The sequence below is a fragment of the Colwellia marinimaniae genome (assembly GCF_002207865.1).
In the GTDB taxonomy this organism is placed as follows: domain Bacteria; phylum Pseudomonadota; class Gammaproteobacteria; order Enterobacterales; family Alteromonadaceae; genus Colwellia; species Colwellia marinimaniae.
This window is the reverse complement of record NZ_BDQM01000018.1, coordinates 42,767-65,819: the sequence shown is the minus strand read 5'-3', so window position 1 is coordinate 65,819 and position 23,053 is coordinate 42,767. Positions and strand designations below refer to the sequence as shown.

Below are 23,053 nucleotides of genomic sequence, written 5' to 3'. Positions count from 1 at the left end.
AAGTATTTATACAAGGAATGTCAACTGTATTTTCTTTAGTACAAGTCTTCTGTAAACTTATGTAAAACCTGTATCTCCGCGCATTGACTTTGATTACACTAGCGATAATAGTTATTTTTTAACATGAGTTATTCGCTTTATGACGAGTCGATTTCGACCACTACTGCCACTACTGGCAAGCTTGTTTTTATTCTCGTGTAGTAATACTTCCCAAGTAGATGAAAAGCTAAAAAACCTAGCCTTGCCGGACAACTGGCAGCAAAGTACACAAACCCTTAACATTGAGCATAACTGGTTATCGCAACTTGATAATCCACAAGTTCAGCAATTGGTGACAAAAGCGTTAGCCGCAAACCACCAGCTTGCTATGCAAGCTTATGCACTAGAAATAGCCGAGCAACAACTGATTGTTTCCGGCAGTCAGCTTTGGCCTGAACTGGACTTGGCTTTTAGCAGCGGTCGCTATAAAGATAATCAAAGCGCTAGCTATACCAATAGCAATTCAGTTAATTTGAATTTAACTTATGAGCTTGATATTTGGGGCAAGTTATCTGCCGCTGAGCAAGTCAGCAATTATAACTACCTGGCGCAAAAAGCCACGTTTGAGCAGTACAAACAACAGTTAGTAGTGAACGTAGTAACCACATGGTTTCAGGTAATTGAAGCAGATAAGTTGCTCACACTATATCGCCGCCGAGTAGCAAATTCTCAGCAAAATTTAGCCATTATTGAAGCGGGCTATAACTCAGGATTAACGGCGGCTCTTGATGTTTATTTAACCCGCAATGATTTAAATAACGAGTTAACTCGGGTATCTGAACAAGCCACGACAAAAACCAAACTCATTAGACAACTTGAGCGTCTTATTGGTGAGTACCCAAAAGGCGAACTAATAGTAAACGCTAACTTACCCTTGTTGACCAATGACATTCCTGTTGGCTTACCGTCAGCATTAATCAGCCGCAAGCCGGCATTAAAAGCCAGCTGGTATCAACTGCTATCACAAGATGCCAGTTTAGCTTACGCTCATAAACAACGCTTCCCTAGCATAGTTTTATCTGGCTCTGTTGGTGATGCTACTACTGACATTGGCGATTTACTGTCTGGCTCTTCGTTAGCCTGGTCACTGCTGGGCAGTGTCACCGCACCCATTTTTAATGCCGGACGACTACAAGCCAAGGAAGAACAAGCCCGTATCGAACTAAGACAAGGTGAACAACTATACCTAGATACCTTATATGATGCTTTTAGCGAGGTAGAAAATGCCATTACCACAGAAAAGAGTTTAAAGCTAAGTTATTACACCATGTTGGCGGCGCAAGAAAACGCAAAAATAGCAGCAACATTATCTTTTGAGCAATATCAAAGTGGCTTGGTCAGCTATACCACAGTACTTGATGCGCAAAAACGCTCGTTCGAAGCACAAACCACCTTAATAAAAATTAAATACCGACTTATAGCGAATAGAATCAATTTACATCTTTCCTTGGGTGGCGACTTCACCACACAGTCACTTGAAAATAAGGCCGAATAAGCATGTTTACCCCCCTTAAAATAAAAAACACACGCTATAAAAAGATACTAGTGCCGGTTATTATCATCATCGCCACCATAACCTTAATGATTGTTATTTTAACAAACCCACCGACAAACCAGCGTACTAAACCATCAAAAGCAGCACAAATGACGGTAGCTACCACCATACTTGCCCCACAAACCTATCAAGTAATAGTGCACAGTTTTGGTACGGTAAAACCCAGAACACAAAGTGTGCTTTTTGCGCAAGTTTCTGGGCAAATTAATCACGTTAGTAAACAATTTAGAGCGGGTGGTTTTTTTGAGCAAGGCGATATATTACTGCAACTCGATGACCGAGATCACCGCGCCGAAGTTAAAATAGCCCAAGCAAGCTTAATGACAGCTAAACAAAATTTGCTCGAAGAAGGTGCACGGGTAAAACAAGCACAAGCTGACTGGCAGAGATTGGGCCAGGGTAAAGCACCTAACGCGCTAGTATTACGTCAGCCACAATTTGAAGCGGCTACAGCACAAGTTCTTTCCGCAGAAGCTTTGCTTGATAAGGTAAAACTGTCATTAGAACGCACCAAGATTGTCGCGCCTTATGCCGGGCGTATATTAAAGAAAAATGTGGATATTGGTCAGGTGATTTCAAGCAACAGCCAATTAGCCGATATCTTTGCCGTTGATTATGTCGAAATTCGTCTACCGATCAAAAATAAAGATTTACCACTAATGAAATTACCCGAAGAATATCGCCATGTTCATCAGTCGTCAGCTGCGATAACAAATACCGATGCCAATATTGACGATAACAACACTAGCTCAATGATAAGTAATGTAATTATTTCATCAGATCTGATGGGTAAACAAGTATGGCAAGGCCACATTGTTCGCACCGAAAGCGCTATCGATGAAATGACACAACAACTTTATGTGGTTGCGCAAATTATTCGCCCTTACGATAGTGACTATAACCAAGGTGCACAAATCAAAATAGGTCAATATGTCACCGCAAAAATTACCGGTCGTAAAGTTAAAAACGCCTTAGTGATTCCCAGCAGTGCTATTTATCAAGGTAGCTATGTTTATATCGTTAAAGACGGTCTATTAATGCGTAAAGAAATTCAATTAGGCTGGCAAAATGGTACTGAAGCCATTGTTAGCCAAGGCTTAAGTGCGGGTGACGAATTAGTACTGACGCCCTTAGGGCAAGTGAGCTCTGGCACACCAGTAGCGATTGCCGGACAAGCGCCCAGTCAAAACAACAAAAAATTTCCTCAGCGAAAGATGTCAAAAGAGCATTTTAAAAAATTACAAAAAATTGCCGATGAAAAAGGCATCACTGTTGCAGTATTAATGGCTGAGCGAAAAGAAAACCGAGCAGATACAGCTCAATCAAGACCTTCAGCTAAGGTGAACAACTAATGATTGCTTGGTTTACACGAAATCATGTCGCGGCGAACTTACTATTAATTACCATTTTAATAGCCGGTCTATTTAGTCTAACTAATCGTATTCCACTGGAAGTATTTCCGTCTTTTGCCACCGAGCGAATTAACGTTAAGGTGTCATTGCGCGGCGCCACACCAGAAGATGTAGAAAAAAGTATTTCTATTCGCATTGAAGAGGCCATACAAGATTTAGAAGGCGTCAAACAAATTTCCAGCCGTTCATCGGAAGGCACCTCTTCGGTTAATATTGAAGTTGAGTCAGGCTATGATCCACGCGAGATGCTCGCCGATATAAAAAGCCGGATTGATGAAATAAATACCTTTCCTGCCGATGCAGAAAAACCAGTGGTCTCATTAGCGGCACGTAAGCGTGAAGTGATTACCGTAACTATTGCCAGTATTTATAGTGAAAAAGAGACCCGTGAATTCGCGGAAAAAGTCAGAGATGATTTATTAAAAATACCCGCCATTACCCAAGTCGAGCTCAGCGGCGTCCGTGACTATGAAATATCCATTGAAGTACCACAAAACAAGTTACGACAATATAATTTGACCATAGCGCAAATATCTTCGGCAATAGCAGACTCAAGCACAGACATTTCTGCTGGTAATTTAAAAACCCAAGGTGGCGATATCTTACTGCGCTCAAAAGGCCAAGCCTATCGCAAAGACGACTTTGAAAAAATCGCAATAAAAACCAATATTGATGGTGCTATCCTTCGCCTAAGTGACATCGCCATCATTAAAGATCACTTTGAAGAAACCCCTGTACGTACACGTTTTAACGGTAAACAAGCCGCCTTTATCGATGTTTATCGTATTGGGCAACAAAGCGCCATTGACGTTGCCGATGCGGTAAAAACTTATATTAACGACCAGCAAAGTTCATTACCTGTCGGCGTAGAATTAAGTTTTTGGGATGACGATTCACAAATTATTAAAAACCGTATTGCCACCCTTACCACCAGTGCCTTGCAAGGTGGTATATTAGTCCTCGCCTTATTAACTTTATTCCTCAGACCTACCATTGCCTTTTGGGTGTTTATTGGCATTCCTATCTCTTTTATGGGCGCCTTTATCATGATGCCTTTTTTTGGTGTGACCTTAAATATCATGAGCTTATTTGCCTTTATCTTGGTGCTAGGTATTGTTGTTGATGATGCCATCGTCACGGGAGAAAACATTTACACTCACCTAAAAACCTCCGAGTCCGGTGAGATGGCAGCAATTCGCGGCACCCAAGAAGTCGCCCTACCCGTCACTTTTGGCATTTTAACCACCATAGCCGCCTTTTTGCCGCTGGCTTTTATTGAAGGGAATCGTGGCGCCTTATTTGCGCAAATTCCAGTCATTGTTATTCCCGTGCTCATTTTCTCCTTAATTGAATCGAAATTTATTTTACCTTCCCACCTAAAAAACTTAAAATTGCGCTCAGAAAAGTCGAAACAATCAAAATTAAGTCAACTACAACAAGGCTTTGCTGACGGTTTTGAACGCGCGATAATCCGTTTTTATCAACCCTTACTAAAACGAGCTATCAATAACAAAACCACCACTTTAGTCGGTTTTACTGCGGTATTTTTACTTATTCTTGCTCTTATTTTCAGTGGCTGGAGCAAGTTTATTTTCTTCCCAAGAATCCCCAGTGAAACGGTTCGAGCTACCTTGACCTTACCGGCAGGCACACCTTTTGAAGTGACTAATAAATATATTATGAAGATGGCGGAAAAAGCCGAAGAATTAAAACAGAAATACATTGAGCCAGCGACTAACGAAAGTGTCATTATTAATATATTAGCCACCACTGGTGGCCGTGGCGGTGTATCCAATCAGGGCAGTGTTCGTTTTGAAATGACCCCGCCTGAATCGCGTGAACTGTCGATTACTTCACGAGAGCTGGTACGTGAATGGCGTAATCTAATTGGCCCTATTCCGGGCGCTGAAAGTATTACCTTTAGAGCCGAAATAGGTCGTTCATCAGACCCTATTCATGTGCAATTTAAAGCCAGCTCATTAGAGATTTTAAAAGAAGTTACCGATAAAGTGAAAGTGCACTTAGCCACCTACCCGACGGTATTCGACATTGCCGATAGCTTATCAAACGGCAAAGAAGAATTACAAATTGAATTAACCGCACAAGGCAGAGCCTTAGGCTTAACCCGTGTCAGTATTTCCAATCAAGTACGTCGGGCATTTTTTGGTTCACAAGTGCAACGTATTCAACGCGGCAGAGACGATGTCCGCGTTATGGTACGACTACCACTGAATGAGCGCCGTACTATCGCTGATTTAGAAGACCTGCTAATAACAACACCTGCGGGTGGCTCTGTACCACTATCTCATGTTGCCAAGCTGATTCCAGGAAAAAGCCCCTCAACTATTTCGAGAATCGATCGTTACCGCACCGCAAATGTAAGTGCTGATGTGGAAAAATCAAATACCAATATGACGGTGTTACAAGCCGATTTAAAAGACTATTTAGATGAATTGATGCTGCAATACCCTGGGGTTAGTCACTCACTAGAGGGTGAAGCAAAAGAGCAAAGAGAATCTTTTGGCTCACTCGGCTGGTCACTATTATTTGTCTTTTTTATAATCTACGCACTGTTAGCCATACCGTTTAAGTCTTATATACAACCCATCATTGTTATGAGCATTATTCCTTTTGGCATGATAGGTGCTGTTATCGGTCACTGGATCATGGGCATGGAGTTAACCATCATGAGCTTACTTGGCATGTTGGCGTTAGTCGGTGTGGTGGTCAATGACTCACTGGTACTGGTCGATTTTATCAATAAAAAATGCAGTGAAGGCGGTGACGTCATGGAGGCAGTATTAACCGCAGGTGCCGCCCGTTTTAGACCGGTAATGTTAACCAGTTTAACCACTTTCATTGGTTTAATGCCGTTATTGTTTGAACAATCTACCCAAGCACAGTTTCTCATTCCTATGGCAGTATCACTAGGTTTTGGTATTTTATTCGCCACCTTTATTACCTTGCTATTGGTGCCGGTAAATTACCTTATTGTTGAGCAGATTAAAAACGTTTTTTCCGCTAAGGGGGCCAGAAAAAATAGCAGTGATAGACAAGTTGCCTAACCCAATAGAGTATGATGGACTAACATGACTAGACTTGATTGACTTAATTTTACAAAAAAGGTTATTATCTAATTCAGTGCCGTAAATTACCATCTGACTTTATATAAACAAAGTAATACTGATAACTATTCGCTAGTTGAACCACCAGGCTAAGTACTTTATTATTTAAAGCGTTTGCAGATGCCTTTAGTCAATGCTGTTGATTAAAGGCTAATTTGACAGCATATTTAACTGATAGACACGATATTTAATAGGTTAGTAAATGAGATTAAGAAAAAAGAAAATTATGTTACGAAGAAACAAAAATCACTTAAAAATAAGGGTGTTACGCTCGATGAAACGGCGAAGCATTGCTCATTTTTATAGATTAGATGATAAACCCATTAATTAGCCCGCAGAGCCATCCCAAGTATACATAAGCACATGTTCCAACTCTGCGCTCAATTACCTTATCAAAAACGGGTTATCATAACGGCACTTTACCCTTCAACCACGCCAAAGACGAATGTTTTATTGATAACCCTATTGAGCCAAATCCGCATAATAACGACAGTAATTATTCGTGTTATGCTGCAACCATATTCTCCACATTTTCTAAAGAGTACCGCTATGCCACAGACATTTTCTCGTTATTCCTCCATAGCCCTTGTTAAAGAAATAGAATCACCTGAAAACCCTGGCGGTCTAGAAAAACGTGTGGCCCTAGTACCTAGTGATGTCGGTCAACTGGTATCAGCGGGCATTAAAGTCTATGTAGAAATGGGCGCAGGAGAAGGGGTTGGTTTTAGTGATGAAGAATACATTAAACATAACGCCATTATGCAAACAGCTGAACGGATATATAAAGATAAATCGCTGATTATTAAGTTTAAAGGGCCTGCTCTTAGTTCCATCGAGCAGATGAGTGCAGCTTGTACACTATTCTGTATGGCGCATTTCAACTCCTATCCAGACAGAGCAAAACTTCTCAAAGACAGTCGTATTAATGTTATTGCCATGGAAGATATTTGTGAGTCCCCAAAACAAGACTCGGATGAGCGAATTCTTGGCCGTGTCGCCATGAATGCTGCCTTAACCCCCTTCTTTAACGACAATACTATTGGCGGATTACGAGTAAGAATTATTGGCTGGAGTGAGCGTTTACGCGGTGCTATAAATCGTTGTGGTAATCGTAGCCCTCGTTCTTTACAAGTTATCCAGCCATCACTTGCCTTTGAAGAGCTAGAGGCCACTGGCACTAATGCGTTATATTTTTACGACAGTAAAAGCTTTAAAGATCCCCAAGGCATACTACAAAAACTACGTGCCTTAAAAACCCATACTTTTGATATTAATGACTTTGAAATAAAACAAGGTCAGCAAGCCATCACTGATTATCAAGCAAGCCATCCACCGGCACAATTTGGCCTACGCCGTATTCAATGCCTACATGAAACCGGACAAGCAGGGGCTAGGTATGGCATGGGCTTATTAGCTGACCATAAACCCTCGATAAAAAAAGCCAATATCAAGGCGGTTATTCTTGGTTATGGTAATGTCGCCCAAGGCGCTTTGGATGAATTACATCAGCAAGGCATTAGACACATCCATGTTTTAGGCCGAGCTCAAACGGCTAAAAGCCGTATTGATTATTGGCTCAAAGATGCTGATATTATCATCAATGGCGCTGAACAATCCGTTGAATTAAGAGGCAAAAACTTCCTGATCAGTAATAAGCACCTCAAAGAGTTAATCCCTGAAAATTCGGTGGTTATTGATTTAGTCGGTGGCAGCCCAACCAATAGAAGCCCAGTTGAAGCCGTGTTGAGCTGTAGCTTTTTAACGGCACCTTATTTTGTTCAAGATGGTGTACTAGTCTCCTCTTTATGGGGTTGGCCGATGATGGGCATGATGCGTGAAACCGCTATTCGTTATTCAGGACAAATTGTTGAGGTATTAATTGGCAAGGAAAAACTTATTGAAGGCCTAGGCAAACTCAGCCCTGGTGTTAAAGCAGCCTTAGTTTGTGGACCTTTTTCAGACACCCCTAAGGATTAGTCATCTTATGTTTAGCCATTGTCCTCGTGATGAGAGCAATGGTGATAACTAGCAAAACAAATACTCGCTGACTTAGCTGTAGATTAATTAGACAAAGACGCTAAAACAAAAGCAATTATGTATAAATCCCCTTAAAAGCAAAGATTTTCCTTGTCATGCTAGGCATAAATGCACTACAATCGCCGCGCTGTTAAGTAGCAGCACAATATTTATTGCTCCTAGCATAAAGTATGTCTCAGTACACCTCAGTGGTGGCTATAGCTCAGTTGGTAGAGCCCCGGATTGTGATTCCGGTTGTCGAGGGTTCAAGTCCCTTTAGCCACCCCATTCTTTCTTCCTTGTTAAAAATTTATACTCTAAAGAATCACCAGTGATGCCATTATTCATTTACCGTGGATTCAACTCCCTTTAGCCACCCTATTCTTTCTTCCTTGTTAAAAATTTATACTCTAAAGAATCACCAGTGATGCCATTATTCATTTACCGTGGATTCAACTCCCTTTAGCCACCCTATTCTTTCTTCCTTGTTAAAAATTTATACTCTAAAGAATCACCAGTGATGCCATTATTCATTTACCGTGGATTCAACTCCCTTTAGCCACCCTATTCTTTCTTCCTTGTTAAAAATTTATACTCTAAAGAATCACCAGTGATGCCATTATTCATTTACCGTGGATTCAACTCCTTTTAGCCACCCTATTCTTTCTAATATAAGTCCGTTGAAATCAAAATATCTGGGTAATTACCCACTATAATTAGCACTTGCTGATAATCAGATTTAAGGGCTGTTATTACCACAATATAGTCTTTTACTCCTGATTCAGAGCACGTTACCAACGTTCTACTGGCCTGCTAATACTCTTCTACAATGTTTTTTTTCAGCATAGAATTATTCTTATTCTCTGTGTGTGAGGGTTTAGGGTCTTTCTTTTCTAATGGTCCTTTTGGGCCTATCCAGGTATTCGATAGTATTCTATCGTCGTGCTGCATTCGCCAAGACAGTAACATTTGAGCATATTTTGTCACCACGGTAATATAAGCAGGATCATCGGCACAATTAACCAATTCATCCGGATCTTTCTCAAGGTCAAATAACAGCGGCGGTAACGCCGTAAAGTGAACATATTTAAACTTCTTATCGCGTATCACATTTAACGTACATTGATCTATTCTCAGACCCAAGTTTTTTTGCACATTTCGACCTTCCGTGTCACGAAAATCATATCCCCAATGGACTTCTTTTTTGATGACATTGGGTTTCTGCCCCTTGCAAAAAGAAAGTAGCGACCAGCCGTCACATTGCGAAGGCGTCTCCAGGCCTATCCAATCTAAAATAGTTGGGAACACATCTATCGATTCGGTAAAATCCTCAATCTTCTGTCCTGCTTTAGCATCACTGTCGGGATCACGAATAATCAGCGGGATGTGAAAGGACTGATCAAAATAACCAGACTTACCAAACAACCAATGATCGCCTAACTGCTCCCCATGGTCAGTGGTAAAAACAATCAGAGTATTGTCATACTGATTATTTTCCTTGAGAAAATGGATTAGACGGCCTATCTGGTGATCGACTTCAGACACTAAGCCATAGTAGGTAGCGCGGATTTGATCCACCTCGGCACCATCCAGGGTGACATTGGTTGTGGCATCGTGGCCATACCAGAGCTGCTGTGTCTGATTATTAATATAATGCGATAGCCAGGGATGTTGTTGGCCTTCGATCTCAGCCGTTTGGGCTTTTACCGTCGGAGGAATATCCTGAAGATTATACATATCGTGATAAGGTTCGGGGGCGACGAACGGAGGATGTGGGCGTAGATAGGACAAATGAATAAACCAGGACTTATCCTGTTTGATGGACAGATATTTGAGCACTTCATCGGTCAGAAATGCGGTGATACTGTCCTCGGCCTTATAGCGGGACGGAGCGAAAGATGGCCCCCGATTTTTGGCATCGGCAAAGTTTTTAACCGGTTGATGGACTTCCCAGGGGCCCAGCGGGGTTTCATAGCCTTTTCCCTTAAGATAGATAAGCCAGGGGATCGCCTCGCTATTGAGTAACACCGCTGGCGTCATCCCCGGTAAAACGCCCTCATAGCGCCTTAAATCAGGATCCCCAGGCGCACGGGTTCGAGGGTCAGGACTCATGTCGGTATAACCAAACAGCAGTGGATCGTAGCCAGCTTTTCGGGCTTCTAAAGCGATATTGGTATGCCTGGCATCTAAGGGGGTTCCGTTTTGAACAATCCGGTGATTCTGTAAATACATACCAGTATAAAGACTGGCTCTTGCGGGGCCACACGGTGCCGCTTGAGCGTAGTGATTCTTAAAGAGCACACCATCTTCTGCAAGCTTGTCTAAATTTGGTGTTTTGATGCAGGGATGATCCATCGAGGACAAACAATCGGCTCGCCATTGATCTGCGGTGATAAACAGTATATTTTTCATATTTTTCCCCACGCTGTCATTTATACTCATATTAGCTGATAAGACAAATAGTTTGTACTTATAAATTAAGGGGTCAGAGCGTTTGAAATAGACGTTTTGGCCTTAGTTTCGTAGCTAGAAAATAATTTCAGGTTAGAATTCCAATGGCAGCAATGAGCTTGAAGCGGACGTTAGAAATAACGGTGGTGTAACTTCCGCTTTGCGCACCAAATCGTGCGCCTATCAATGCGACAGTCGTTGCCCCTTTCATAGCGCTATCTGAAATATTGTTACTCATTTAATTATTTTCCTTAGGTTTTTGTAGTTCATACTGTCAGTAACGGGTAAGTTTAGTTAGCCGCAATGGCATAGACATTAAAGCGTATGTGGAAGAAACGAGAAAAAGCTTATCAAGCGCTAGGATATAAATTTAATGAACATAAAAGTTTAAATATTGATAATAAATAAACAAAATTTATCTCTGGTACTATTCTGTGAGTTTGCAAAGCTAATAACTTCTGCTTAAATCCAAGATATGACAGGAACAATACAAATAATATCTAGCTTGAAACACGTTAATCCAAGTAAATCCTATACCGACAACCTGATTGTCATTCCGGTTGTCGTGGATTCAGCGCCCTTTAGCCAACCATCTTATTCCCTCGAAAAACCTACTCTATAACCTGTTCCTGTATGCAAGAAAAGTAAATAAAAACCATTAAAAACTGGCAATGATTTAGTGCTCCTTCTAGCAATAATCTGAGTATGTACTTGAGCATTATGGCCCCGATAAGATAAGCATAAGTTATATTTTTCAACGAATACATTTAATCTCAACATTTATGATTAGGTATATACTATGAAGAAACCTAGATAATGATGATAAATTAGCAACTTCTATCATATCAATATAGGCGATAGCAGGTTGTTTATACTACTAAAGGGGGTGCAATATTTCCCTAGGCTATTGATTAATATTTATGTTGTTTTTTATAATCAAAGGTGAGTTGATTCGTGAAAGTAATCCATGATAAAAAGCTACTACGGCTAATAAAAATAATCCCTCCCCTGATAGTTACTGCATTCGCCTGCTTAACAATTTTTATCGTCCTCAATCATAACAAAGTGCAACTTAGTGCTGATATTCAAAGTCTTAAGCAAGATTTTATCGCATCCGAAAAAGAATTGATTAAGGCACAAGTTGAACAGTTAATACAACAGATAACTTACGAAAGAGACAGTACAGAAAAAACATTAAAAGATAATATTAAAGAACATATTTATCAAGCTCATAGCATTGCAACCAATATCTTTGATAATAATAAAAACAAATCCGAAAAAGAAGTGACCAAATTAATTTCCGATGCCTTAAGAAATGTTCGTTTTAATGATGGACGTGGTTATTTTTTTATTTATAAAACTAACGGTCTCAGTATTATGCACCCTATTATCCCAGAAATAGAAGGGACTTCAATGGCAAATTTTCAAGACATAAGGGGAAAGTATATTGTTCGTGATTTAGGTCAATTAGCCAAAGAACATGGCGAATATTTCTATCACTGGTGGTTTGTTAAACCAGACAATAAAGAACAAGAGTTTGAGAAAATTGGTTTTGGTAAGCATTTCGCCCCGTACGACTGGTTTATAGGTACCGGTGAATACCTAATTGATGTTGAAAATGATATTAAACAACGCATGGTAGGGCGAATTTCAAATATTAGATTTGGCCTAAATGGCTATATTTTTATATTGGATTATCAAGGTAATGTAATTTCTCATTATCGAAAAAGTTATCAGGGAACTAACTTATATGACAATGCAGATGAGAATGTGGTCACGGCAGGCAAGAAAATTATTGAAATAGGCAAGCAAGGGGGAGGGTATTTAAATTATCTTAGTCCGATAATGCCAAGCACGGGTAACTCAGCTCAAAAAATTAGCTTTATTAGTAATTTTTTACAATGGAATTGGATCATCGGTACCGGTTTTTATAAAAGTGAAACAGATAGTTACCTTGCAAAACGTGAAAAAAATATCGCTCAACAAAATAGAAGCCAATTATTCCGCCTTTTGGGATTAAGTTTTTTTGTGACACTCTCTTTTATTAGCTTATCACTATTGCTAACTAAATATTTGGCCCGACGTTTTACCGTTTATGAAAACAAAATAAACGCGAACCAGCAGCAATTAGAACTCAGAGTAAAACAACGTACCAATGAATTGTCTAGTACACTTGAGGCACTGAAAAGTACCCAATCACAATTAATAGAAGCTGAGAAAATGGCCTCGCTTGTCGGCTTAGTTTCAGGTGTTGCTCATGAACTTAATACCCCACTAGGCATAATTAACACCTCAATTAGCCATATAGAACATAAAATTGAACAACTATTCATGCAAATAAAACAACAAAAACTCACCCGAAAAGATCTTGTTAGACTAGAGAATAGCTATCAGGAAGGCTTGAGGTTACTCAAACTCAACTTAAATAAATCAATTAAGCTCATCCATAATTTTAAAGCCCTTTCTTTACATGAAAAATCAGATGATGTGCAACAATTCTCTGTTAACCAGTTAATTGATCTAATTGTTAAGTCACACCAAGCTATTTTATCAGAGCATTCAATCAAAATAATCACAGAAATAAACAGCGATATTAAAGCTTTTAGTTATCAACATTCTCTCTCTGAAGTATTAATACAGTTAATTAAGAACTCCTACATTCACGGCTTTGAATCAACAAAAGAACCTGTCATTAACATTGCAGTAAGTGAAAACCAGGGAAATATATGCCTGATTTATCGTGACAATGGTTGTGGTATTCCAAGGGGAGATTATGAAAAAATATTTGAACCATTTTATACTACTAAAAGAACCGCAGACTGTACCGGTCTTGGTCTAACAATTATTTACAATCACATTACCCAAAGATTAAATGGCACCATTTTTTGGGATAAATTAACCTCACAAGGTATAAAAATTGTGATTAACTTCCCAAAGAATGTAGAGAAAGTAGTTATTTCAACCGATCATTAATATAATACAGATTAGCATAAGCCGCATGTAGCCAATTCACTGGGATATATACGTCATTTTGATATGTTTTCTTCTATACCTGTTATTCAAATAATTAAAAGCTAGACGCAGTTACCTATTCGGTAATTAAAAAACTCACTTACCTGATTTTGGCTATAACTCTCTTATACTCATTGCCGATGAAACTTTATTAAGAAAACAAATGTTGTTCGAACAATATGTTCGCTTAGTACTCTTTCCTTGTGATGTGATACGGGGCTATTATTTTGATAGCCCTCTGCCATAACTTAAAAATTTTCAAAGTTATTATCTCAATGGCTTTACATCTAATTAAGGTCTATTGTTTGATCTACCAACCCTAACTATTTTGAAATAGTACTCTCTTAATTAAAGGTAAATATGCTGGTTATATTTGTCATAAATTACACTGAGAGAAAATATGATGAGTAATTTTTTACCCACGAATAAATTCATAATACTATTAATAATTAGCTTTATTTCTATGTCTTTTAATGTAAACGCTCAGCAAGTTCAAAGTAAAAAAACAGCAGCTGATAAGAGTAAGATTGAAATAATCGAAGTGACCGCGCAAAAACGCACCCAATCCATTAATGAAATACCCATGGCCATTACAGCATTTAATGCCGATCAGTTAAGCGAAATGGGTATCGAAGACACGGCTGATCTTGCTGCAATTGTACCTGGATTTAACTATAGCAATACCGCTTTTGGCCCCCCGGTCTATACCTTGCGCGGCGTTGGCTTTAACGAATCCAGCGCTCAAGCCACGGCAACAGTAGGTGTTTATATAGATGAAATTTCGATTCCTTTTCCAATTATGACTAAAGGCATAATTATAGACATTGAACGAGTCGAAATATTAAAAGGACCACAAGGAACCTTATATGGCAGTAACGCTACCGCAGGGGCAATAAACTATATCGCCGCAAAACCCAGTGATGATTTTGATGCTGGCATTAAAGCAACACTTGCCAGTTTTCAAACCTATAGCGGTGAAGGGTTTCTCAATGGATCGTTAACTGAAGATCTCAATGCTCGATTTGCACTCAAGATCATCCATTCAGGTGAAGGTTGGCAGCAAAGTGTGTCACGTGACGATACCTTAGGGAAACAAGATAAAATCGCCGCCAGATTAAGTTTTGATATTAACATTGGCGCTGTTACCAAGGCCTTAATTCGTTTTGGTTATTCAAAAGACCGGTCGGATAGCCTAGCCCCTCAAGCCATAGAATATTTACCTGCCAAAGCCGGTGGCCCAGTCAATGCCTCATACCCTATTTTTGAGCCTATTCTTGATGTTAATGCTAACCCACATTTATTCCCAGGTAATGGTGATGATATTAGTGCCGCCGATTGGACTGCGGACAGAAATCCTGCCCTTGCTCACCAAACGACATCAATATCCTTAAGCCTTACTCATGAACTATCGAGCAATATGACGCTAACCGCCTTAACTGGATACACTAAGTTTAAAGATAATGGCTCTGAATATGAACGAGGTGGCACCGCAGGGGTAACCGCCGGATTTATAAGAAAGCTAACCGGTGGTCCTTTAGATACATTACTTGGCGGGTCTCTGGCTAATTTTTATGAAGGGCATTTGCATGGGGATTATTTCACCATACCTGATAGTGAATATGTCCCTTCTGACTATGTCTTTCAGCATGGGAAGATCGATTCATTTTCACAAGAGCTTAGAATTACCCAAGCCCTAAATGACATTGTGTGGATAGCGGGCCTCTATTACAGTAAAAGTAATGTTGATTATAAAACGACGCAAGATTGGGGACTGGCGACTAATGTTAATATTTTGCCAATGTCAGGTTTTGGCTTTAATAAGCTCCGTAATGTTATCGTTCAAGCAACCACCACTTATGGGATATTTGCTAATGCTGACTGGAATATCAATGATGAATTAACGATAACCACCGGACTCAGATACACGGAAGACACAGCTGATTATACTGGCTGTACTGAAGATATTGGCGGCCCTGGCGTAGCTTTATTCAATCAATTTTTCTTTGCTGGCGAAGACTCTGGCACGCCGATCAATGGTTGTGTCACAGTGATTGATTTTGGCATGGACAGTCAAAGAACTGGCCAGATCATTGACACCTTAGCTGAAAACTCCTTATCTTGGCGACTCGCTGCCAATTACAAACTCACCCAGGACAGTTCAGTCTACGCCTCATATAGCCGAGGATTTAAAGCGGGAAGTTATCCTTCACTTGCTGCAATTGTCAGTAGTCAGTTAGACCCTGTTGTACAGGAACAATTAGATGCCTATGAAATAGGAATGAAATCATTATTAGCCGAAGGTACAGCGCAGCTAAACATGAGTATTTTCTATTATGATTATCAGGACAAGCAATTATTAACTAAAAAAACCATTCCTGTGTTTAGAACGGCATTTACTCTGGGAAATATGGACGACTCTTTTGTTCAAGGAATTGAGTTAGATCTAAAATGGTTACCTTTAGCAGGCTTAACAGTTATGGCTGCGATAGGAGTCTTAGACACAGAAATAACCAAAGGTGATGGCTTTAATCAACTAGGCCAATCGGTCGTCTTTGCTGGCTCGCCTTTACCATTTACCTCTAAATTCCAAGCCAATATTTTAACGAAATATGAATGGAACATCAGTGATTCATTGTTTGCTTTTGTTGCTATAGATGGCGCTTATACCAGTGCCTACAATACCGATTTTAAAGCCGAGGTAACAATGACAACACAGGTGTCCGATTTTACTGGTAGCCCAGTTGAAGTGAATATTCCGCCGCAATCCTACGCATATGATAATCGCTTTACCCAAGACGACTATATTATTGTTAACGTCAGGATCGGCATTGGGAATATTAATCAGCAGTGGAAAGCTTTTCTCTGGGCTAGAAACCTAACTGACGAATATTTTGTCTCTAGTGTCGTCAAAAATAATGAGATGATTGCTGCCTATAGTGGCATGACCAGAACATTTGGACTCACATTTGAATATAATGCGTTTTAAGTGACCTTTACTTGGTAGCTGATGGCTTATATACCTCAGCAAGTGAAGTGATGGAATTAAAAAAGTAGAATGTGACTCGAATTTTTTTAATTTAGTGAGCACGTCAGAGAAAAATAACTTAAAACCTGAAATATACATTAAGACGAATGTTGAAGCTCCAAGAAACTCTACCAATACCATGAGTTCCATACTTATTATTATTTCTGGTCCGGCAACAAGGGCAGCAATGGTAGCTGCTAATATATACCAAATGCCTTTCGACATTATTTTTTTATCCAATAAAACACCAAACTTTCCTTGTACAAAATAACGCCACAATAAGCGGCTAAGTAACAGTTGACTAAAATGTTAAGGAACGAAAACAGCCAAGTGTTTTTTGTCCTTTTAGTGACTTGTTATATTTTTTGTACCATAATCTAATATATATTGGTACTTACGAGCTTTTACATTATGGCTAAAAACACAAGCGTAACATTGGGCGATCATTTTGATCAATTTATAAAGCAACAACTTAACACTGGTCGTTATGGCTCAGCAAGTGAAATTGTTAGAGCTGGATTAAGAGCTTTAGAAGATCAAGAAGCCAAGCTATTAAATTTACGCAATATGCTAATCCAAGGTGAACAAAGCGGCATTGCAGATTACAGTTATGAAAGTTTATTAACCGAGCTAGATAAAGATAACCATTAATGAGTAAGTTTTTATTATCTTCGAAAGCAAAGTCAGATTTAATTAAAATAGCTAAATATACCCAATTAACTTGGGGGAAATCACAGAGAAATGATTATTTAAAAATACTGGATAATACCTTTCGATTTTTAGCCGATGAACCAGAGTTAGGTATTAATTGCGATTATATTAGAGAATGCTACAACAAGTACCCTCAAGCTAGTCATGTAATTTATTACAAAGAGCATAAAGTTAATCAAATTTTAATAGTGCGTATTTTACATAAAAGTATGGATGTAAACTCCGCACTCTAGGAAAAATATAACGCCATTTTAAGCGGCTAAGTAATAGTTGGCTAAAATGTGTAGCGAAGCGAAACGTAGCCAACTATTACTTAGCCTTGTTTAATTTCTTATATGTTTACTTAGCATCCATACCGCAAGCTAAGCCAATGATTACACCGATCGCACCTTCTCTACCAATTTCATCTCTTAATTGTTGTGCATTAGTTGTAGTTGTACCTAAAGCTTTCGCAATACCTAGAGAGGCCTTACCGTTTATAAATGCAGTGATATTGGTTGAAGTAGTACCAATTCGTTTACTTAACCCTGGAGAGCCTTCACCACTACGGATTAGTTTTTCAATATTTGTTGATATCGTACCTGCATTTCTTGCGATTCCTACGTAACTCATGAATTATCCTTGTAAACATAACGCCCAATTAACAGGCAAAAAATAGTTGGTTAAAATAGCGACGAAGGAGCAAAAACCAACTGTTTTTTGTCCTTGTTGAATTACTTATATACTATTGCCTAGCATGCTCTTGTAGGCTTTTATTCAGTTGACTTGACACTTCATAGCACTCAACTTGTTTTTTACCTTTTAACGATTTACAACCAGTTAATATCTTAGGTTCATTTCCCGGTAGAGGTTGATCATATATAACTGACTTTGCTAGCTCAATATCAGCTTTAAAACCCATTTCAGAGAAGCTTTCACTTTTATCATTATTATCTTTAGACGGAAATTGACTATCTATAACCATTCCAAGAACTGTACAGCCTTGGATCAAGCAAAGTAATGTTAGTAATAATATTTTATTTCTCATAGGTAGAATCCATAACCATGTATATAAAACGCCCGCATAAGCGGCTAAGTAATAGCTTGCTAAAATAGTTGAGCGAAGCGAAACCTAACCAACTGTTTTTGTTTCGTTTAAAGTGCTTGTTATGTGAATTAATACACCTTACCAATTATTTCCATTGCAGAATCATACGCTTCACGCTCAAGATTAAACTCTTGGTTAAAGTGATAGAACAATGCAACATTATGCTGTGGTAATTCAATAAAAATATAATCATTTGCGTGATGAAAGAAATGGAAACTCTCATTTGTTGTTTTAAAAGTCACAAGTGAGTTCAATTGTTTTTCTTTACTTTTAACACCCAACTTTTTAAGACTGTTACGAAACGATGAAAATATCTTACTAGGTGAATCATCAATTCTTTGCATAATACTTACAGGAAAATTTGCCAAGTACGGTATGTAAGTACCACCTTTAGGCTTTTTAAGCTTACGCCTCAAATCAAGAGCGTTAAATTTATAATCTATAAATTCAAGCCATAAAATTATTTTTGACTTTTCTTCATTTGAAAAGTAATCCTCTGATAAGTCTTTATGACGAAATAATAATTCCAAGTTGCGCTCTAATGCACCCATTAAGTAGGAATTACAATGAGAGCATGCGGGTAAAGTAGTTTTACTGTAACTTTGACTCAAGCCATTAATACCAGTAACAAAGTTTTTACTTTGATTATTTCCAAATGTCCATTTAGGAATTACATGTTCTTTAGTTAAATCTTTATCTGTTGCACATAAAATGCAAATAGCTGCACTATGATCTTTAAGAAGAGTATCAATAACTGTCTTACTTTTACTTCGAACTACTTTTCGTAACTCAACAAGCCTTTGATTTACCACTGTAGCCTCAAATTCACCTAACAGCGTATTATGGAAACTTCTCAGTAATGTCTGTCCCATAACTTTAATTTAATTTAATTTAATTTAATTTAATTTGTATTAATATCCCATATTTTCAGTACCTTAGAAACTAAATACATTATATTTTTGTTAAGACTTGGATATTACTGAGACTTTTCAATAATATCCAACAAAGAACTAGATACTATTTAACATAATATCAACGAGTTAGTGTTTATACAGATTATTGGTGACTTATTACTGAGAAGTCTCAGTAATAAGCCCGCAATAATTAATTAGAAAATATATAGCAAATATTTTAAGGCAAACGTCGGCAATGCGCACTTTCCTCGTAAAAAAGTCACTGAAGACGCAACAGCAAGATTACCCTGCGCCTAAACAGCTCAATATTTATCGAATAAATAGCTTATAAACCAGCTGATGAATCTTAGTGCCAAAGGGTGGAAATAATAAAGTGGTAAAGTTTATCCGACCACGTGACAGCACTGATTTTGCATGTGAAAAAGTTTTAAAGCCTTCAATGCCATGATATTGCCCCATACCTGAAGCGCCAATGCCACCAAAGGGCAGATCATCATTAGCGACATGAAAAGCGGCATCATTAATACACACACCGCCAGCATGGGTTTTTAGTAGTATCTGTTGTTGAAAGGCTTTGTTAAAACTACAAATATAAAGTGCTAGTGGTCTAGGTTGGTTGTTGACGTAATCAATGGCGTCATTGATGTCATCATAAGCAACAATAGGGAGTATCGGCCCAAAAATTTCTTCTTGCATCACTAACATCTCATCCTTGGTATTAGTCACCAGCGTTAGTGGCATTTTGCGCAGTTCGTTATGCTCACCAAGCTCAACCTTAGCAATAAGCGGAATGATATTGGCGCCCTTGTCTCTGGCATCCTGCAGTAAATTATCTAAGCGTAACTTTTGCCCATCATTGATAATACTGGTGCAGTCTTGATTGTTATTAATACTGGGATACATAGCTTGGTAGCGTGTTTTAAATGCCTGAATAAGTGCCTCAACCTTTGCTTTCGGGCATAAAATATAATCAGGAGCAACACAAGTTTGTCCTGAGTTAAGTGTTTTCCCCAAAATAAGACGACTGACCGCAGTATTAATATCCATACTGTTATCAATGATTACTGGTGATTTTCCGCCTAATTCTAACGTCACCGGCACTAAGTTTTCTGCCGCCGCTTTCATCACCAACTTGCCAACAGCAGTAGAGCCGGTGAAAAACAAATGATCAAACGCTAACTTAGAAAAAGTAGCGGCCATTTTTGCATCACCACTAACAATCGCCACTTGCTCTTTGGCAAAGCTATTGCTTATTAACTCGGCCAATAAAGCTGTGGTATTAGGGGTAAATTCAGACATTTTGATCATGGCAGTATTACCCGCTGCTAGTGCTGCCGTTAAGGGTCCAAATGATAAAAATACCGGGTAATTCCACGGCGCGATAATACCAATGACGCCTTTTGGCTGATAAATAACGAAGGCTTTGGCAGGCTGAAACAAGAGTCCCACATGTTTCTTTTCTTTTTTCATCCAGCGCTTGAGGCGCTTAATAGTATAATTAATGCCCATGACCGTACTGAGGATATCGCCAAGTTTAGAATCATCAGCGCTGCGATGGCCAAAATCCTTCGATATAGCCTCAATAAAAGCTTGCTGATTATCGATAAGCAAACATTTTAACTTATGCAAATCAGCAATTCGTTGCTGGTAACTGGGATAAGTATTTTGCAAAAAGTAACTTTTTTGGCCACTAAAACATTGCGCTAAGGCGGCACTGCTCGAAATATCATTACTGGACGAATGTGGCAGTTGCGTTGAAAAATCTTCTGTTACTTCGAGTGCTGTAGCGACACCATTCATCATCTTTTACCCTTTAGTAAATATATAGCTGGAGCAATATTAAGCGCACATCAGCCTTAGTTCACTTAGCATATGGAAAATGCGCCTAAAAGTCAGCATTTAGACGAAATTAGCATAGCAAGCCCTCTTTTATGAGAGCAAATAAAACAGTACCTTTCCTATAGCTATCTCACTGATAAAGCGTTAATTTAGTTATCTGGTACGATCAGTAAGCTTGTCTAAAGGATTAAATGATGAACAGCACACCTGCTAAATTTGATTATATTATTGTTGGCGCCGGCTCTGCGGGTTGTGTGCTGGCTGCACGCTTGTCTGAGGATCCCAATAACTCGGTCTGTCTTTTAGAAGCGGGTGGCCCTGATAAAAGTATCTTTATTAAAGCACCTATCGGCTTGGCGGCCATGTTACCCACTAAGCTTTATAACTGGGCCTTTGAAACCATCCCACAAGCGGGTTTGAATGGCCGAAAAGGTTATCAGCCAAGAGGCAAAACCTTAGGTGGCAGCTCATCCACTAACGCCATGTTATATGTGCGTGGCAATAAATGGGATTACGATAATTGGGCTGCGCTTGGCAATGAAGGTTGGAGTTATAAAGACATACTGCCTTATTTTAAAAAGTCTGAAGGTAATGAAGCCTTTAAAGATGAATATCATAACCAAAATGGCCCATTAAGCGTTTCCAATGCAACGGATGCCAGTGACCTCAATCAAATGTTTATTGATGCATGTAAACAACAAGGTATCAAACATATTGATGATTGTAATGGCGCAGAGCAAGCAGGTGCTTTTTACTATCAACGTACCATAAAAAACGGTGAGCGCTGTAGTGCCGCCAAGGCTTACTTAACCCCAAATACTGCCCGAACAAACTTAACCATTATTACCCACGCGTTAACTGAAAAAGTACTATTTTCAGGTAAAACTGCCATTGGTGTACGTTACAAAAAGAATAAAAAGTCCATTAAAATTACCTGTAACAAGGAAGTAATCCTTAGTAGTGGCGCCTTTGGCTCACCGCAAATTTTAATGTTATCAGGTGTTGGCGCCAGTGCACACTTAGCAGATAAAGGTATTGCCAGTGTCCATGATTTACCTGGTGTTGGCCAAAACTTACAAGACCATATTGATTATGTGCAAACATTTAAAGTAGCGAGTAAACACGATACTTTTGGCTTCTCAGTTAGAGGGTGCTTAAGAATACTTAAAGCAATGTTTGCATGGCAGAAGTATCGAAGCGGAAAAGTTACCAGTACGTTCGCTGAATCTGGCGCTTTTTTTAGTACCGAAGAAAATTTAGTAGCACCTGATGCCCAGTTGATATTTGTACCTGCTATTGCCGATAATCACGCCAGAACGATAAATTTCGGCCATGGCTACAGTTGTCATATAACCTTGTTACGCCCTGAGAGTATTGGTGAAGTAAAACTTAACAGTAATAACCCTGAAGATTCACTGGCGATTGATCCTAATTTTTTTAACCATAAAAACGACATGGTAATCATTAAACGGGCCGCTAAAAAAATGCAAAATATTCTTCTGGGCAAAGCCTTTGCAGCCATTCGCAAAGATATGCTTTATTTTGTTGAAAACGGTAACGATGAGCAGCTTGAGCACGATATCCGCAATAGAGCTGATACCCAGTATCACCCCTGTGGTACTTGTAAAATGGGGCCAGTAAACGATGCTATGGCTGTGGTCGACTCACAATTAAAAGTACACGGTATGGAAAATTTAAGAGTGGTTGATGCCTCAATAATGCCGAAAATTATTAGCGGTAATACCAATGCACCCACGATAATGATTGGCGAAAAAGCAGCGGATATGATTTTAGCAAGCTCATAACATAGCTAGGCAATGTAGAAATATGTCTCTTTAAGGCCCACTGATAGCTAACTAAACCGACC

The 23,053-nt window shown here is 39.1% G+C and carries 15 protein-coding genes and 1 tRNA gene; 10 read left to right on the top strand and 6 right to left on the bottom strand.

The window, feature by feature from the left end; genetic code table 11:
- Nucleotides 1–139: 139 nt before the first annotated feature.
- The 5 genes from MTCD1_RS11675 to MTCD1_RS11655 all read left to right on the top strand — a co-directional run bounded on the left by MTCD1_RS11675 (nucleotide 140) and on the right by MTCD1_RS11655 (nucleotide 8,435).
- Nucleotides 140–1,534 (top strand): TolC family protein, encoded by a 1,395-nt coding sequence (locus MTCD1_RS11675; RefSeq protein WP_057182812.1) that lies wholly within the window; start codon nucleotides 140–142, stop codon nucleotides 1,532–1,534.
- Between the two features lie 2 nt (nucleotides 1,535–1,536).
- The gene (locus MTCD1_RS11670; RefSeq protein WP_057182814.1) at nucleotides 1,537–2,946 is read left to right on the top strand and encodes an efflux RND transporter periplasmic adaptor subunit; all 1,410 of its coding nucleotides are present in this window, start codon (nucleotides 1,537–1,539) and stop codon (nucleotides 2,944–2,946) included.
- The gene (locus tag MTCD1_RS11665; protein ID WP_057182816.1) at nucleotides 2,946–6,071 is read left to right on the top strand and encodes an efflux RND transporter permease subunit; all 3,126 of its coding nucleotides are present in this window, start codon (nucleotides 2,946–2,948) and stop codon (nucleotides 6,069–6,071) included. Before MTCD1_RS11670 ends, MTCD1_RS11665 begins: the two co-directional genes overlap by 1 nt.
- A 609-nt stretch (nucleotides 6,072–6,680) precedes the next feature.
- Nucleotides 6,681–8,108: an alanine dehydrogenase gene (locus MTCD1_RS11660; RefSeq protein ID WP_057182818.1), complete on the top strand. Its 1,428-nt coding sequence runs from the start codon at nucleotides 6,681–6,683 to the stop codon at nucleotides 8,106–8,108.
- Between the two features lie 251 nt (nucleotides 8,109–8,359).
- Nucleotides 8,360–8,435: transfer RNA gene (locus tag MTCD1_RS11655), tRNA-His, on the top strand.
- A gap of 525 nt (nucleotides 8,436–8,960) precedes the next feature.
- On the opposite strand, the gene MTCD1_RS11650 is transcribed toward MTCD1_RS11655, so the two are convergent.
- Nucleotides 8,961–10,559, bottom strand: coding sequence for an alkaline phosphatase family protein (locus MTCD1_RS11650; protein WP_082606600.1), 1,599 nt, complete (start codon nucleotides 10,557–10,559; stop codon nucleotides 8,961–8,963).
- Between the two features lie 127 nt (nucleotides 10,560–10,686).
- Nucleotides 10,687–10,836 carry a hypothetical protein gene (locus tag MTCD1_RS21230; protein ID WP_157447818.1) on the bottom strand — a complete coding sequence of 50 codons (150 nt, stop codon included), beginning with the start codon at nucleotides 10,834–10,836 and terminating at the stop codon, nucleotides 10,687–10,689.
- A gap of 716 nt (nucleotides 10,837–11,552) precedes the next feature.
- Between MTCD1_RS21230 and MTCD1_RS11645 the strand changes: the two genes are divergently transcribed.
- The 4 genes from MTCD1_RS11645 to MTCD1_RS11630 all read left to right on the top strand — a co-directional run bounded on the left by MTCD1_RS11645 (nucleotide 11,553) and on the right by MTCD1_RS11630 (nucleotide 17,579).
- Complete coding sequence (locus MTCD1_RS11645) at nucleotides 11,553–13,571, top strand: sensor histidine kinase (RefSeq protein ID WP_057182820.1); 2,019 nt, start codon at nucleotides 11,553–11,555, stop codon at nucleotides 13,569–13,571.
- Between the two features lie 502 nt (nucleotides 13,572–14,073).
- Nucleotides 14,074–16,596, top strand: coding sequence for a TonB-dependent receptor (locus tag MTCD1_RS11640; protein ID WP_159459908.1), 2,523 nt, complete (start codon nucleotides 14,074–14,076; stop codon nucleotides 16,594–16,596).
- A 450-nt stretch (nucleotides 16,597–17,046) separates the two neighbouring features.
- Nucleotides 17,047–17,286: a type II toxin-antitoxin system ParD family antitoxin gene (locus MTCD1_RS11635; protein WP_057182824.1), complete on the top strand. Its 240-nt coding sequence runs from the start codon at nucleotides 17,047–17,049 to the stop codon at nucleotides 17,284–17,286.
- Nucleotides 17,286–17,579 carry a type II toxin-antitoxin system RelE/ParE family toxin gene (locus tag MTCD1_RS11630; protein ID WP_057182825.1) on the top strand — a complete coding sequence of 98 codons (294 nt, stop codon included), beginning with the start codon at nucleotides 17,286–17,288 and terminating at the stop codon, nucleotides 17,577–17,579. Before MTCD1_RS11635 ends, MTCD1_RS11630 begins: the two co-directional genes overlap by 1 nt.
- Before the next feature lie 106 nt (nucleotides 17,580–17,685).
- Here the strand turns inward: MTCD1_RS11630 and MTCD1_RS11625 are convergent, their stop codons facing one another.
- From MTCD1_RS11625 to MTCD1_RS11610, 4 genes are all read right to left on the bottom strand, one after another.
- On the bottom strand, nucleotides 17,686–17,958 hold the full coding sequence (locus MTCD1_RS11625) for a hypothetical protein (protein WP_057182827.1): 273 nt from the start codon (nucleotides 17,956–17,958) through the stop codon (nucleotides 17,686–17,688).
- Nucleotides 17,959–18,070: 112 nt separating this feature from the next.
- Nucleotides 18,071–18,373: a hypothetical protein gene (locus MTCD1_RS11620; protein WP_143760114.1), complete on the bottom strand. Its 303-nt coding sequence runs from the start codon at nucleotides 18,371–18,373 to the stop codon at nucleotides 18,071–18,073.
- 128 nt (nucleotides 18,374–18,501) lie between these two features.
- Nucleotides 18,502–19,305: an HNH endonuclease gene (locus tag MTCD1_RS11615; protein WP_143760113.1), complete on the bottom strand. Its 804-nt coding sequence runs from the start codon at nucleotides 19,303–19,305 to the stop codon at nucleotides 18,502–18,504.
- Nucleotides 19,306–19,656: 351 nt separating this feature from the next.
- On the bottom strand, nucleotides 19,657–21,150 hold the full coding sequence (locus MTCD1_RS11610; RefSeq protein ID WP_438819286.1) for a coniferyl aldehyde dehydrogenase: 1,494 nt from the start codon (nucleotides 21,148–21,150) through the stop codon (nucleotides 19,657–19,659).
- A gap of 230 nt (nucleotides 21,151–21,380) precedes the next feature.
- Here MTCD1_RS11610 and MTCD1_RS11605 point away from each other — a divergent pair, with 230 nt between their 5' ends.
- A complete protein-coding gene (locus MTCD1_RS11605) occupies nucleotides 21,381–22,991 on the top strand; it encodes a GMC family oxidoreductase (RefSeq protein ID WP_057182831.1) in 1,611 nt (536 codons plus the stop codon).
- Nucleotides 22,992–23,053 lie beyond the last annotated feature (62 nt).